The following is a 15309-nucleotide window of genomic DNA, read 5'->3' as shown; positions in this document are numbered from 1 at the left end:
AACGCCGACAGGCGGCACAACGCCGACAGGCGGCACGCGACTGCCCGCGGCAACGCCGACTTCGACGCCGGAACCGTCCCCCGCACCGCTCACATCGTTAGGCGAGGCCAACCGGTCACACCGTGTGGTCCCAATTGACGGGATGCCGCGGCCACGGCTCGTCCGCTTCTCCGAGGGTGCTCCACCCGCGGGCGCGGGCGGCCTGGGCGGCGAGCACGCCGATCACCAGCGACGGGTTCTGCACCCGGCGGGCGAGCACGGCGTCGACACAGTCGTCGAGCGGTACCCAGCGCACCTCGATGTCGGCTTCCTCCTCGGTGCGCTCGAAGACGTCCGCAGCCGCGGCGAGACCGCGGGCCAGGTAGATGCGGATGACCTCGTTGGAGCCGCCGGGCGAGGTGGCGAACTCGCCGAGCACATTCCACTCGGTGGCGACAAGGTCGGCCTCTTCGGCCAGCTCCCGCTGCGCACCGACGAGCGGGTGTTCGCCGTCTTCGTCGAGCAGACCGGCCGGCAGCTCCCAGTCGCGGGTGCGCACGGGGTGCCGGTACTGCTTGATCAAGAGCACCCGGTCCTGCTCGTCGAGGGCGAGGATCGCGACGGCGCCCGGGTGGTCCAGGTACTCCCGCATGATGCCGGAGCCGTTGTACCCGAAGGTGTCGCGGCGCACATCCCAGACCTTGCCGTCGAACACGATCGCGCTGGCCGAGACCGCCGCGAAGGCCGGCTCATCCGCCAGCGGGGCGGAGGCCGATTCGCCGGACTTCTCGGCGGTCACGTTCGAGGCGGTCACGCTGGCGTCAGTCACGACTCAGGCTTCTTCCTTGGCTTCGACCTCGAACAGGCGGCTGGCCTGCTGGCGGTCCAGGGCGGCGCTGATCAGGCCGCGGAACAACGGATGCGCGTGGCTGGGCCGGCTGCGCAGCTCCGGGTGCGCCTGCGTTCCCACGTAGAACGGGTGCTCGTCGCGCTTCAGCTCGACGTACTCGACCAGGTGGGAGTCGGGCGAGGTGCCGGAGAACCACATGCCGGCATCCGCGATCTGACCGCGGAACGCGTTGTTGACCTCGTAGCGGTGACGGTGACGCTCGGACGCCTCGGGGGCGCCGTACAGCTCGGCCACGATGGATCCCTCGGCCAGTGCGGCCGGGTAGAGGCCGAGGCGCATGGTGCCGCCCAGGTCGCCGCCGGCGATGATCTCGACCTGCTCTTCCATGGTCGCGATCACCGGGAACTCGGTCTCCTCGTCGAACTCCGACGAGGATGCGCCGGCGAGGCCGGCCTTGTTGCGGGCGTATTCGATGACCATGCACTGCAGGCCGAGGCACAGGCCGAGCACGGGGATGCCGTTCTCGCGGGCGAACTTGAGGGCGCCGAGCTTGCCCTCGATGCCGCGCACGCCGAAGCCGCCGGGAACGCAGATGCCGTCGAGCTCGCCGAGCAGGCGGGTCGCGCCCTCCTCGGTCTCGCAGTCGTCGGAGCCGATCCAGGTGATGTTGACCTTGGTCTGGTTGGCGAACCCGCCGGCGCGCAGCGCCTCGGTGACGGACAGGTAGGCGTCGGGCAGGTCGATGTACTTGCCGACCAGGCCGATGGTGACGGTGTGCTTGGGCTCGCGCACGGCGTCGAGGACCTTCTGCCAGCCGGTCCAGTCGACGCTGGTGACGGGCAGGTCGAGGTGGTCGGTGATGTATTTGTCGAGGCCCTGGTCGTGCAGCATGGTGGGGATCTCGTAGATGCTGGGCACGTCGACCGCGTTGACCACGGCGTCTTCGTCGACGTCGCACATCAGCGCGATCTTGCGCTTGTTCGAGTCGGAGACGGGCCGGTCGCTGCGCAGCACGAGCGCATCCGGCTGGATGCCGATGGAACGCAGGGCGGCGACGGAGTGCTGGGTGGGCTTGGTCTTCTGCTCCCCCGCGGCACCGAGGAACGGCACCAGCGACACGTGAACGAAGAAGACGTTGTTGCGGCCGAGTTCGTGGCGCACCTGGCGTGCCGCCTCGAGGAACGGCTGGGACTCGATGTCGCCGACCGTGCCGCCGATCTCCGAGATGATCACGTCGGGGCGCAGCGCGTCGCTGGCCTGCAGGCGCATCCGGCGCTTGATCTCGTCGGTGATGTGCGGGATGACCTGCACGGTGTCGCCGAGGTACTCGCCGCGGCGTTCCCGGGCGATCACCTGCGAGTAGACCTGGCCGGTCGTGACGTTCGCGGCCTGGTTGAGGTTGATGTCGAGGAACCGCTCGTAGTGCCCGATGTCCAGGTCGGTCTCGGCGCCGTCGTCGGTCACGAAGACCTCGCCGTGCTGGAACGGGTTCATCGTGCCCGGGTCCACGTTGAGGTAGGGGTCGAGCTTCTGCATGACCACGCGGAGACCGCTGGCCGTGAGCAGGTTGCCGAGGCTTGCCGCCGTCAGGCCCTTGCCCAGAGAAGAGACGACACCACCGGTCACAAAGATGTGCCGCGTCGTGTCGTTGCGTACTGATTCGTCCGTGCTTTTATTTTCCACCACGGGCTTCGACTCTAGCATTGAGGGCTGACCTAACGGTTGGTGCGAGCGAGGTTCATGAGCTCCCGGGCGTGTTCGAGTCCGCTCGCGGAATCGGGCAGGCCGGAGAGAAGTCGTGCCATCTCGGCGGCGCGCTCGTCGCCGTGCAGCTGGCGCACACTGCTGGCGGTGACGGAGCCGTCACTGTCCTTGACGACGCTGAGGTGGTTGCCGGCGAACGCCGCGACCTGGGCGAGGTGGGTGACCACGATCACCTGGGCGGTTTCGGCGAGCCGGGCGAGCCGGCGGCCGATCTCGATGGCCGCGGCACCGCCCACGCCCGCGTCGACCTCGTCGAAGACGAACGTCGGCACGGGGTCGGTCGCGTTGATGACGACCTCGATCGCGAGCATCACCCGGGACAGTTCGCCCCCGGAGGCGCCGCGCGCCAGGCTGCGCGGCTCCGACCCTGCGTGCGGGCGCAGCAGGATCTTCACGGTGTCGCGTCCGGTGGCGGTGATCTCGGCGCCGCCGTCGACCTCCACCACGAGCGACGCGTTCGGCATCGCCAGGGCCGCCAGTTCGGCGGTCACGGCCGTTCCGAGGGCCTCCGCGGCAGCCAGGCGGATGCCGGTGAGCCGGTCGGCGAGGTCGTCGGTCGACTGGCGCGCGGCATCCGTTTCACCCCGGAGCGTGTCGATGCGGTCGGAGTCGCTGTCGAGTTCGAGCAGGCGGGCGCTGCCGGTGTCGAGGAAGTCGATGGCCTCGTCGATGCCGCCCGCGTACTTGCGGGCCAGACCGGTGAGTGCGGCGCGGCGCTCCTGCACGACCTCGAGTTCGCGGGCACCGTCGGCGTCGAGCCCGGCCAGGTAGCTGGAGAGTTGGGCGGCGATGTCGGCGACCAGGAAACCGGCGTTCGCGAGAGCCTCGGCGAGGGGCGGCAGGGCCGGGTCGTGCTCGCCGGCCCGTTCGAGCTGACGCCGGGCGGAGTCGAGCAGGGCCACGGCGTCGGGCAGGTCGTCGAGGTTCTCCTCGGCGGAGAGGAATTCCCGGGCCTGGGCGGCGGCGACGCGCAGCTCCTCGAGGTTGCCGAGGCGTTCGGCGCGTTCCCCGAGCGCCTCGTCTTCGCCGCGCTGCGGGGCGACCAGCTCGATCTCGTCGATGGCGGTGCGCAGCTCCCCGGCCTCGCGGGTGCGCTGGTCCTGCTCGTCGACGAGCCGGTCCAGGTCGGCCTGGTGGCCCTGCCAGCGGTGGTACGCCTCCTGGAACAGGGCGAGGGTCTCGGCGAGCGGCGGACCGGCGAACCGGTCGAGCGCGGCGCGCTGGGCGACGGATGTGCGCAGTCGCACCTGGTCGGACTGGCCGTGCACGACCACGAGGTCGCCGCCGAGGTCGCTGAGCACGCTGGCGGGGGCGCTGCGTCCGCCGACCACGGCCCGGCTGCGTCCCTCCGCGGACACCGACCGGCTGAGGATGAGTTCGGGTCCGTCGAGGTCTCCCCCGGCGTCGCGCACGCGACCGGCGACGGTGCCGTCGGCGGGGATCAGCCAGCGACCCTCGACCGAGCTCTTCGGCTGTCCCTGGCGGACCAGGCCCGGGTCGGCACGCTCACCGAGCAGCAGGCCGAGCGCGGTGACCACCATGGTCTTGCCGGCGCCGGTCTCGCCCGTGACGGCGGTGAAGCCGGGACCGAGCGGCAGGGTGGCCTCGGCAATGACGCCGAGGTCGCGGATGACGAGTTCCTCGATCATGCGAAACGCCTATTCACGCCCGACCGGGCCTCTCCAGCCCGTGACGGGCAGGTTGAATTTGTTGACCAGGCGGTCGGTGAACGGGCCGCTGTGCAGGCGGGCCAGGCGCACGGGAACGGGCGAGCGGCGCACGATCACGCGCGATCCGGGCGGCAGGTCGTGCACGCGACGTCCGTCGGCGCAGAGCACGGCGGCCCCGCCGGTGCGGGCGAGGACCTCCACGGCCAGCGAGGAGTCCGGGCCGACGACGAGCGGGCGGGCGAAGAGGGCGTGGGCGCTGAGCGGCACGAGCAGCAGCGCGTCGAGCGTCGGCCAGACGATCGGGCCGCCGCCGGAGAACGCGTAGGCGGTGGAGCCTGTGGGCGTGGACATGACCACCCCGTCGCAACCGAAGGAGGACAGCGGGCGGCCGTCGACCTCGATGACGACTTCAAGCATCCGTTCGCGGCTGGATTTCTCGACCGTGGCCTCGTTCAGAGCCCAGGTCTCATAGATGACGTCGTCGCCGAGTTTGACCCGCACGGCCAGGGCCATGCGTTCTTCGACCAGGTAGTCGCGCAGCAGGGCGCGGCGCACCGCCTCGCCCAGGTCGTCACGCTCGCTCTCGGCGAGGAACCCGACGTGGCCGAGGTTGATGCCGAGGAGTGGCGCGGAGCAGCCGCGCACGATTTCGGCGGCGCGCAGGATGGTGCCGTCGCCGCCGAGCACGATCACGAGCTCGAGCTCGGTGGTGGCCACGGTCTCGTGCAGGATCGCCAGCTGGTCGTCGAGGTGCGGGCAGTGCGCGAGCAGGTCGGCGCGCTCGGTGCGGGCCAGCACCGGCACGGCGCCCGCGGCGAGCAGCTGCTGGCAGACGGTGACGGCGGCTTCGAGGGAATCCGTGCGACCGGTGTGCGCGACGACAAGGATGTTGCGCGGTGCGCTCATTTCGTCACTCCCACCAGTGCTGTCGTGCGTTCGATCCATTCTGTCGGATTGCTGCCGACCGCGCTCGACAGCCAGCACAGGTATTCGCGATTTCCGGCACCGCCGGCGATGGGCGACGCGATCAGGCCGTTGGTCTTGAGGCCGAGGTCCCAGGCTGCCCAGAGCACACCGGCGATCGCATCGGCGCGCAGACCCGGATCGTGCACGACACCCTCACGGATGCTGCCCTTCCCGACTTCGAATTGCGGTTTGATCAGCAGCACGAAGTCGGCGCCCTCGGCTGCCGTCGCCACCAGGGCCGGCAGCACGGTGGTCAGTGAAATGAAGGAGAGGTCTCCGACGACCAGGTCGGCCCGCTGCGGCACGCCGGAGGCCGCGGCGATCTTCTCGGCCGTGGCGTAGCGCAGGTTGAAGCCCTCGACCAGCACGAGCCGCGGCTCGCTCGTCAGCTGGGGTGCCAGCTGCCCATGCCCGACGTCGACCGCGATGACCTGGCCGGCGCCGCGCTCGAGCAGCACCTGGCTGAAGCCGCCCGTGGACGCGCCGGCATCGAGCACCGTGCGCCCGTCGACCGGAATGGCGAAGGCGTCGAGCGCTGCGATGAGTTTGTGGGCGCCGCGGCTGACGTAGTGGTCGGTGGCCGCCACCTCGATCACCTGGGTGAGGCGCACCTTGGCGGATGCCTTGACCACGGGCACGCCGTCGACCGTGACCAGTCCGGCCACAATCAGCTGCGCGGCGACGGTGCGCGACCGGGCCAGCCCGCGCTCGGCGAGGGCCGAGTCGAGGCGCTGGTCGGGCATCCGGTCGCCGGTGACGCTGGGATCGGTGGGGCTGGCGTCGGGCACGCTGCTCTCCGGGGCATCCAGCGGGGTTCCGTCGGAACCCGTCATGACCGGCCCACCCGGGGTACGTCTCCGCCTTCGAGATCGCGCTGCAGCCGGTCGTGCTCCTGCACGTAGGCTGCCGCGCGTTCCTCGAGCGGCAGGCCTTCGATCGCGGCCAGCCGCGAGAGAAGATCGGGGGTTTCGTCGTGCGTCGTCACCTGGGGCTGATTCACCCTCTCCACGTTACCGTCCGAGATACAGTCGCTCCGGAACATTCAGCCCGTAGATGGGTCGACCGGATGCCCAGATCACGGCGCAGGCGGCGCGCAGCAGGTTGATCGCCCCGTCGCCGTCGGCCACGACCTCGACGTCGGCACCCACGATGCGCACCGTGGCCCCACTGACCGTGGCGGAGGAGCCGTCCTTGGAGAACACCGTCTCGGGGTAGGGCTCGTGCAGTTGGCGCAGGTCGTCGAGGATGAACGTCGGCCGCGACTTGGCATCGGCGGCCAGGGTCTGCTTGGCCTTGTCGATACCGGTGAGCACGAGGGCGGACGGGATGCCGGCCCGGTTCGCGCCCAGGATGTCGGTGTCGAGGCGGTCGCCGATGAACAGGGGCGCCTGGGCGCCGAACCGGGTCACGGCCTCGGTGAAGATGGCCACCTCGGGCTTGCCGGCCACGATGGGCAGGCGTCCCACGGCGATGTGCACGGCCGAGACGAGCGTGCCGTTGCCGGGGGCGATCCCCCGGGCCACCGGAATGGTCCAGTCGGTGTTCGTGGCGATCCAGGGGATCTCCACGCCGTCCTGGTTCGGGTGCAGGGCGAACGCGGCCTCGGCCAGATCCTTCCAGCCGAGGTCGGGCGAGAAGCCCTGGATCACGGCGGCCGGAGCGTCGTCAGCCGAGCGGGTGACGACGAAGCCACCCTTCTCGACCTCGTTCAGCAGACCTTCGCCGCCGATCACGAGGATGCGCGAACCGGCCGGCACCTCGTTCGCGAGCAGGTGCACGGCGGCCTGGGGCGAGGTCACGACATCCGTCGCCACCGTGTGCAGACCCAGGTCGGAGAGGTGGTCCGCCACGGACTGGTCGGTGCGCGATGCGTTGTTGGTGAGGTAGCCCACGCGCACGGTTTCAGCCGCGCGGTTCAGGCTGTCGACCGCGAACGGGATGGCGGCCGGACCGGCGTAGACCACGCCGTCCAGGTCGGCCAGCACCACGTCGACGCCGGTGAGCGGGGTGACCGGCTCACGCACGCGGCGACGCCTCAGCATCGTGCTCCGCCTCGTCGTCGGTGGAGTCGGTGTTCTCGGAGTCGGTGTCCTCGTCGGACTCGTCGGACTCGTCGGACTCGCCCGCGAACTCTTCGTCCGAGACGTCAGTCGCGTCGTCGTCGTCCGATTCTTCCTCGTCGATCTCAAGGATCTCCATGGTCTCGTCGAACGCGGTCACGCCCGACACCGCGGCGTCGGCCCGTTCGGCCCGCTCGTTCCACAGGTCGGCTTCGTCCTCGCGGCCCAGCTCGCCGAGAACCTCGGCGTAGGCGGCGAACAGTTCGGCGCTGTAGGAGAACGCGGTCTTCGGGTTCAGCTGCGGGATCTCGAGTTCGCTGAGGGCCGCCTCGGTCTCGCCGAGGTCGAGACGGGCACCGGACATGGCGATCGCGAGGGCCACCTGAACGGATGCCGGCAGCGAGGCCCGCTCGACGGAGCGTCCCAGCTCGAGCGCCCGGTCGGGGCGACCCACGCCGCGCTCACTGTCCACCATCAGCGCAAGCTGATCGTTGGAACCGGAGATGCGGCGGTAGGTGCGCAGTTCCCGCAGCGCCAGGGCGAAGTCACCCGTGGCGTATGCGGTGATGGCGAGGCTCTCACGCACAACGGCGATCCGGCCGGCGCGTCGCGCGGCGCTCATGACATGGCGGTGAGCCAGCTCGGGGTCCTCGTCAATGACCCGGGCAGCCATGGCCAGGTGACGGCCGACGGCCTCGGCGTTGTCCTTGCTGAGGGTCTTGAGCTCGTTGCGGGCGATCCGGTCGAGGTCCTGCGACGTAATGTCGTCTGGAAGCTCGGGGTCGTCGTGGCGGGGGCGCACCGAACGCAGCTCGCGCTGCATGCGCTGCTCTTCGGTCATCTCCTCTTCGACGACACGGGCATCGCGGTCACCGCGGGCCGGGGCACCGTCCCGAGTCCACAACTTCTTCCCGGCGTCTCCGCGCGGGGCGCCGGCCCGGTTCGGCGAACCGCCGCGCTGGGTCCAGGGCTTGTCGCCACCCTGCTGCGGTCGGTCGCTGCGCTGGGGGCGTTCGCCGTCCTTGGCCCACGGCTTGCGCTCGGCGCCGCCGCTGGAGGGGCGATCGGAGTTGCCACGGTAGGGAGGACGGTCGCCGCCCTGCTGCGGACGCTCGGAATTGCCACGATACGGAGCACGGTCGCCGTCCTTGGCCCACGGCTTGCGCTCGGCGCCGCCGCTGGAGGGGCGATCGGAGTTGCCACGGTAGGGAGGACGGTCGCCGCCCTGCTGCGGACGGTCCGAGTTGCCACGGTACGGAGGACGCTCACCATCACGCTGAGGACGCTCGGAGTTGCCGCGGTACGGAGGACGCTCGCCACCCTGCTGCGGACGGTCGGAGTTGCCGCGGTACGGAGGACGCTCGCCACCCTGCTGCGGACGGTCGTTGTTTCCACGGTAGCCACCGGTGGAGGGACGGTCGGAGTTGCCACGGTACGGAGGACGCTCCCCGTCACGCTGCGGACGCTCGGAGTTGCCACGGTACGGAGGACGCTCCCCATTATTGGAGGGACGCTCGGAGTTGCCGCGGTATCCCCCGGTGGACGGGCGATCGGAGTTGCCACGGTAGGGGGGACGCTCGCCGCCCTGCTGCGGACGGTCCGAGTTGCCGCGGTAGGGAGGACGCTCACCGTCACGCTGCGGGCGATCGTTGTTGCCACGGTAGCCACCGGTGGACGGGCGATCGGAGTTGCCACGGTAGGGCGCACGCTCTCCACCGTTGGAGGGGCGCTCAGAGTTGCCGCGGTAGGGAGGACGCTCACCATCACGCTGCGGACGGTCCGAGTTGCCTCGGTGCGGGGCACGGTCACCACCCTGCTGGGGGCGGTCCGACCGACCCTGGTAACCCCCGTTGGAACGACGTTCGCCTCGTCCGCCGTCGCGTGATTCGTTGTCGTTCGTTCCTGAAGGGCTCACTGTGTCTCCTGTGTAATTTGGCCTGTCATGACGACCGGCTTGTCCAGCGTAACTTAACGCAAAATGGCCACCCCTTGAGGTGGCCATTTTGTGTGTTTCAAGTTAAGTCCGGCGGTGTCCTACTCTCCCACAGGGTCCCCCCTGCAGTACCATCGGCGCAGAGAGTCTTAGCTTCCGGGTTCGGAATGTGACCGGGCGTTTCCCTCTCGCTATAGCCGCCGAAACATCTTTCGATGAATCGATTCTATATTTTTTAGTTATAGAGCCCTCACACAGTTGTTGCCGGTGAGGGCGTTGTTCTCGACCGTACATCGAGAACCACATAGTGGACGCTTGCAGCTTATTCAAACTGTTGTGTTATCAAATTATTGGCTTATTAGTACCGGTCAGCTCCAAGGGTCTTTAGTCCCCTCTTCCACATCCGGCCTATCAACGCAGTAGTCTAGCTGCGAGCCTCTCCCCCGAAGGGATGGAAATCTCATCTCGAAGCCGGCTTCCCGCTTAGATGCTTTCAGCGGTTATCCGTTCCGAACGTAGCTAATCAGCGGTGCTCCTGGCGGAACAACTGACACACCAGAGGTTCGTCCATCCCGGTCCTCTCGTACTAGGGATAGATCTTCTCAAATTTCCTGCGCGCGCAGCGGATAGGGACCGAACTGTCTCACGACGTTCTAAACCCAGCTCGCGTACCGCTTTAATGGGCGAACAGCCCAACCCTTGGGACCTACTCCAGCCCCAGGATGCGACGAGCCGACATCGAGGTGCCAAACCATGCCGTCGATATGGACTCTTGGGCAAGATCAGCCTGTTATCCCCGAGGTACCTTTTATCCGTTGAGCGACAGCGCTTCCACAAGCCACTGCCGGATCACTAGTCCCGACTTTCGTCCCTGCTCGACTTGTCAGTCTCACAGTCAAGCTCCCTTGTGCACTTACACTCGACACCTGATTGCCAACCAGGTTGAGGGAACCTTTGGGCGCCTCCGTTACTTTTTAGGAGGCAACCGCCCCAGTTAAACTACCCACCAGGCACTGTCCCTGAACCGGATCACGGTTCGAAGTTAGATATCCAATATGACCAGAGTGGTATTTCAACGATGACTCCACCTGAACTAGCGTCCAAGCTTCAAAGTCTCCCACCTATCCTACACAAGCCACACCGAACACCAATACCAAGCTGTAGTAAAGGTCACGGGGTCTTTCCGTCCTGCTGCGCGTAACGAGCATCTTTACTCGTAATGCAATTTCGCCGAGTTCGCGGTTGAGACAGCTGGGAAGTCGTTACGCCATTCGTGCAGGTCGGAACTTACCCGACAAGGAATTTCGCTACCTTAGGATGGTTATAGTTACCACCGCCGTTTACTGGGGCTTAAATTCTCAGCTTCGCCTTGCGGCTAACCGTTCCTCTTAACCTTCCAGCACCGGGCAGGCGTCAGTCCGTATACATCGTCTTGCGACTTGGCACGGACCTGTGTTTTTAGTAAACAGTCGCTTCCCACTGGTCTCTGCGGCCTTCGAACGCTCCAGGAGTAAATCCCTTCACGCCTCAGGCCCCCCTTCTCCCGAAGTTACGGGGGCATTTTGCCGAGTTCCTTAACCACGATTCTCTCGATCTCCTTAGTATTCTCTACCTGATCACCTGAGTCGGTTTGGGGTACGGGTGACTAAAACCTCGCGTCGATGCTTTTCTTGGCAGCATAGGATCACTGATTTCGTCCGTGAGGACTACCCATCGGGTCTCAGCCTTATATGAGAGACGGATTTGCCTATCTCTCGGCCTACATCCTTAGACCGGGACAACCATCGCCCGGCTCAGCTACCTTCCTGCGTCACACCTGTTAATACGCTAACCGCACCAGCATAGGGTCGCACGCTAGGCCCCACGCTTCACCCCGAAGGGATCCATCTAGGGGATTCAGATGCTTAGCATTACTGGATTAGTTTGGGCGGTTTTTCGCCAGTACGGGAATATAAACCCGTTGTCCATCGACTACGCCTGTCGGCCTCGCCTTAGGTCCCGACTTACCCAGGGCGGATTAGCCTGGCCCTGGAAACCTTGATCTTTCGGAGGACGGGTTTCTCACCCGTCTTTCGCTACTCATGCCTGCATTCTCACTCGTGTAGCCTCCACGGCTGGTTTACACCGCCGCTTCGCTGGCCACACGACGCTCTCCTACCCATCAACACGGCTGAACCAACACAACAAGTGTGCGGCTTACCAAAAATATCAATGCCACAACTTCGGTGGCGTGCTTGAGCCCCGTTACATTGTCGGCGCGGAATCACTTGACCAGTGAGCTATTACGCACTCTTTCAAGGGTGGCTGCTTCTAAGCCAACCTCCTGGTTGTCTGTGCAACTCCACATCCTTTCCCACTTAGCACGCGCTTTGGGACCTTAGTTGGTGGTCTGGGTTGTTTCCCTCTCGACGATGAAGCTTATCCCCCACCGTCTCACTGCTGCGCTCTCACTTACCGGCATTCGGAGTTTGGCTGACGTCAGTAAGCTTTTAGGCCCCATCGGCCATCCAGTAGCTCTACCTCCGGCAAGAAACACGCAACGCTGCACCTAAATGCATTTCGGAGAGAACCAGCTATCACGAAGTTTGATTGGCCTTTCACCCCTATCCACAGCTCATCCCCTCCATTTTCAACTGAAGTGGGTTCGGTCCTCCACGACGTCTTACCGTCGCTTCAACCTGGCCATGGATAGATCACTTCGCTTCGGGTCTAGGACATGCGACTGAATCGCCCTATTCAGACTCGCTTTCGCTACGCATTCCCCTCTCGGGTTAAGCTCGCCACATATCACTAACTCGCAGGCTCATTCTTCAAAAGGCACGCTGTCACCAGAACAAAGCTGGCTCCAACGGTTTGTAAGCAAACGGTTTCAGGTACTATTTCACTCCCCTCCCGGGGTACTTTTCACCTTTCCCTCACGGTACTTGTTCACTATCGGTCATGTAGGAGTATTTAGGCTTATCAGGTGGTCCTGACGGATTCACACGGGATTTCTCGGGCCCCGTGCTACTTGGGATACTCTTCGGGCGATTGCTGCATTTCGACTACGGGGTTCGCACCCTCTATGACCAGGCTTTCAATCCTGTTCGTCTATACAACGTTCTAACCCTCACTGTTCGGCAGAAGCAGCAGAAAAGTCCCGCAACCCCGACCATGCAACGCCTGCCGGCTATCACACATGATCGGTTTAGCCTCATCCGGTTTCGCTCGCCACTACTAACGGAATCACTATTGTTTTCTCTTCCTGTGGGTACTGAGATGTTTCACTTCCCCACGTTCCCTCTACCCGCCCTATATATTCAGGCGGGAGTCACCAGGTCACTCAAAGAGGCCTGGCGGGGTTTCCCCATTCGGAAATCCTCGGATCACAGTTCGTTTATCAACTCCCCGAGGCTTATCGCAGATTACTACGTCCTTCTTCGGCTCTACATGCCAAGGCATTCACCGTTTGCTCTTAGAAATTTGAAATCACATGAGTTTGAATCGATTAAGAATCGTAAAACTCGAAAGTCTCACGATCGAAATTGACCAATGATCACAGCACTGAATAAATTCAGTGCTTAGATCTTTGTAATTTGCTGTCCGAAGACAGTCAAATTTAAGATGCTCGCGTCCACTGTGTAGTTCTCAAAGTACGGGCGGTACCCTCACCTGCCCACGATTGATGTGAACAGGAAAAGGTCCAGAGGAAAAGTCCAACCAGGGTCTCGACAAGCTCGACCACCGATTGTTCCGGTCCCTCAGGACCCAACAGCGTGCATATGCGTTTCGTTCACCGACAAACCATTCCAACTCCCGAAGGAGCGTACCGGGTTCAGCGGTGTTCTCAACGCATCAATGTCAATGTTCCACCCATGAGCGCCACCGGGAAACATGTGTTCCCGTAATGGCTTGGCAGTGTTACCCCGCTGTATACAGACGGCACTGCTGTGCTCCTTAGAAAGGAGGTGATCCAGCCGCACCTTCCGGTACGGCTACCTTGTTACGACTTAGTCCTAATCACCGATCCCACCTTCGACAGCTCCTCCCCTTGCGGGTTAGGCCACTGGCTTCGGGTGTTACCGACTTTCATGACTTGACGGGCGGTGTGTACAAGGCCCGGGAACGTATTCACCGCAGCGTTGCTGATCTGCGATTACTAGCGACTCCGACTTCATGAGGTCGAGTTGCAGACCTCAATCCGAACTGAGACCGGCTTTTTGGGATTCGCTCCACCTTGCGGTATTGCAGCCCTTTGTACCGGCCATTGTAGCATGCGTGAAGCCCAAGACATAAGGGGCATGATGATTTGACGTCATCCCCACCTTCCTCCGAGTTGACCCCGGCAGTATCCCATGAGTTCCCACCATTACGTGCTGGCAACATAGGACGAGGGTTGCGCTCGTTGCGGGACTTAACCCAACATCTCACGACACGAGCTGACGACAACCATGCACCACCTGTATAGAGACCTTGCGGGGCGACTGTTTCCAGACGTTTCCTCTATATGTCAAGCCTTGGTAAGGTTCTTCGCGTTGCATCGAATTAATCCGCATGCTCCGCCGCTTGTGCGGGCCCCCGTCAATTCCTTTGAGTTTTAGCCTTGCGGCCGTACTCCCCAGGCGGGGAACTTAATGCGTTAGCTGCGACACGGAGACCGTGGAATGGTCCCCACATCTAGTTCCCAACGTTTACGGCATGGACTACCAGGGTATCTAATCCTGTTCGCTCCCCATGCTTTCGCTCCTCAGCGTCAGTTACGGCCCAGAGATCTGCCTTCGCCATTGGTGTTCCTCCTGATATCTGCGCATTCCACCGCTACACCAGGAATTCCAATCTCCCCTACCGCACTCTAGTCTGCCCGTACCCACTGCAGGCCCGAGGTTGAGCCTCGGGTTTTCACAGCAGACGCGACAAACCGCCTACGAGCTCTTTACGCCCAATAATTCCGGACAACGCTTGCACCCTACGTATTACCGCGGCTGCTGGCACGTAGTTAGCCGGTGCTTTTTCTGCAGGTACCGTCACTTTCGCTTCTTCCCTACTAAAAGAGGTTTACAACCCGAAGGCCGTCGTCCCTCACGCGGCGTTGCTGCATCAGGCTTTCGCCCATTGTGCAATATTCCCCACTGCTGCCTCCCGTAGGAGTCTGGGCCGTGTCTCAGTCCCAGTGTGGCCGGTCACCCTCTCAGGCCGGCTACCCGTCGTCGCCTTGGTGAGCCATTACCTCACCAACTAGCTGATAGGCCGCGAGCTCATCCTTGACCAAAATTCTTTCCACCCCCAGAGATGCCTCCAAGGGTCGTATCCGGTATTAGACGTCGTTTCCAACGCTTATCCCAGAGTCAAGGGCAGATTGCTCACGTGTTACTCACCCGTTCGCCACTAATCAGAGAAGCAAGCTCCTCATCATCGTTCGACTTGCATGTGTTAAGCACGCCGCCAGCGTTCGTCCTGAGCCAGGATCAAACTCTCCGTAAATGTTTGATTGCACGACCCGACCCTTCGACAAGCTCAGGGACCGAGACGGCACATCTAGTGTGACTGACCGCCGGAATAGGCGGACCAGACACAAGTTTGAAACTGACAGAACAAATCATTACTGACTTGCTTTGTTGTTTAAATGTTTTCCAAAGGAATCTCCTGATCCTTCACCGCTAGAAACGGATCCAAATCACGAGGTTTTTGGCATTTGACATTGTGCACGCTGTTGAGTTCTCAAGGATCGGACGCACCCGACTTCAGGCCCTATAATGGGCTGTCGCTTCGGGGCAACTTGTATAACTTACCTGCCCGGCCAGACCCTGTCAAATCAAGGCCGGCAGCCTGTTTCGAGTGCACTAAAGCGACTCACAACAACCACCAACCAAGCCATAACAAGAAGCCGGGGAAAGTTACTATCTTAGGCCTCCCCCGCACCGATCCGAAACGGATACACGCACTGGGCGAAGCTAAAAACTTTGGTTCCACGTGAGGCCGGGAAGCTCTGCGGCTTTCCGCACCTGTGGGGTACGTTTGAATACATTACGGTCCCCGCGCGGGGCCGTCAAAACCAGAAACCGCCCGGGCGTGTCACACCCCGAAAGGCAGAACGACCGGGCGGCATCC

8 protein-coding genes and 3 rRNA genes are annotated in these 15309 nt (G+C 63.7%); all 11 read right to left on the bottom strand.

Annotated elements, in window-relative coordinates; genetic code table 11:
- Positions 1 to 115 precede the first annotated feature (115 nt).
- Positions 116 to 739, bottom strand: coding sequence for an NUDIX domain-containing protein (locus tag AC0J5J_RS00055; RefSeq protein ID WP_474900172.1), 624 nt, complete (start codon positions 737 to 739; stop codon positions 116 to 118).
- A gap of 72 nt (positions 740 to 811) precedes the next feature.
- Positions 812 to 2533 carry a CTP synthase gene (locus tag AC0J5J_RS00050; RefSeq protein ID WP_134422269.1) on the bottom strand — a complete coding sequence of 574 codons (1722 nt, stop codon included), beginning with the start codon at positions 2531 to 2533 and terminating at the stop codon, positions 812 to 814.
- A gap of 11 nt (positions 2534 to 2544) precedes the next feature.
- Positions 2545 to 4242: a DNA repair protein RecN gene (recN, locus tag AC0J5J_RS00045; protein WP_474898803.1), complete on the bottom strand. Its 1698-nt coding sequence runs from the start codon at positions 4240 to 4242 to the stop codon at positions 2545 to 2547.
- A 9-nt stretch (positions 4243 to 4251) separates the two neighbouring features.
- A complete protein-coding gene (locus AC0J5J_RS00040) occupies positions 4252 to 5169 on the bottom strand; it encodes an NAD kinase (protein WP_134422265.1) in 918 nt (305 codons plus the stop codon).
- Positions 5166 to 5972 carry a TlyA family RNA methyltransferase gene (locus tag AC0J5J_RS00035; RefSeq protein ID WP_474900171.1) on the bottom strand — a complete coding sequence of 269 codons (807 nt, stop codon included), beginning with the start codon at positions 5970 to 5972 and terminating at the stop codon, positions 5166 to 5168. The genes AC0J5J_RS00040 and AC0J5J_RS00035 overlap by 4 nt, the downstream gene beginning before the upstream one ends.
- Positions 5973 to 6058: 86 nt before the next feature.
- Positions 6059 to 6229 (bottom strand): hypothetical protein, encoded by a 171-nt coding sequence (locus AC0J5J_RS00030; RefSeq protein ID WP_474898801.1) that lies wholly within the window; start codon positions 6227 to 6229, stop codon positions 6059 to 6061.
- Positions 6230 to 6239: 10 nt separating this feature from the next.
- Positions 6240 to 7271, bottom strand: coding sequence for an HAD-IIA family hydrolase (locus AC0J5J_RS00025; RefSeq protein WP_134422263.1), 1032 nt, complete (start codon positions 7269 to 7271; stop codon positions 6240 to 6242).
- A complete protein-coding gene (locus AC0J5J_RS00020) occupies positions 7246 to 9204 on the bottom strand; it encodes a tetratricopeptide repeat protein (RefSeq protein ID WP_474898799.1) in 1959 nt (652 codons plus the stop codon). Before AC0J5J_RS00020 ends, AC0J5J_RS00025 begins: the two co-directional genes overlap by 26 nt.
- Positions 9205 to 9310: 106 nt before the next feature.
- A 5S ribosomal RNA gene (rrf, locus tag AC0J5J_RS00015) occupies positions 9311 to 9427 on the bottom strand.
- 133 nt (positions 9428 to 9560) lie between these two features.
- Positions 9561 to 12690: ribosomal RNA gene (locus tag AC0J5J_RS00010) — 23S ribosomal RNA — on the bottom strand.
- Positions 12691 to 13162: 472 nt separating this feature from the next.
- Positions 13163 to 14682, bottom strand: a 16S ribosomal RNA gene (locus AC0J5J_RS00005).
- The 16S, 23S and 5S rRNA genes sit together here, the layout of an rRNA operon.
- Positions 14683 to 15309: the final 627 nt, after the last annotated feature.

The organism is Cryobacterium sp. TS_SC_7, from assembly GCF_056156285.1.
Note: the sequence above shows the minus strand (reverse complement) of the source record. Positions and strands in the feature narration are given on the sequence as shown.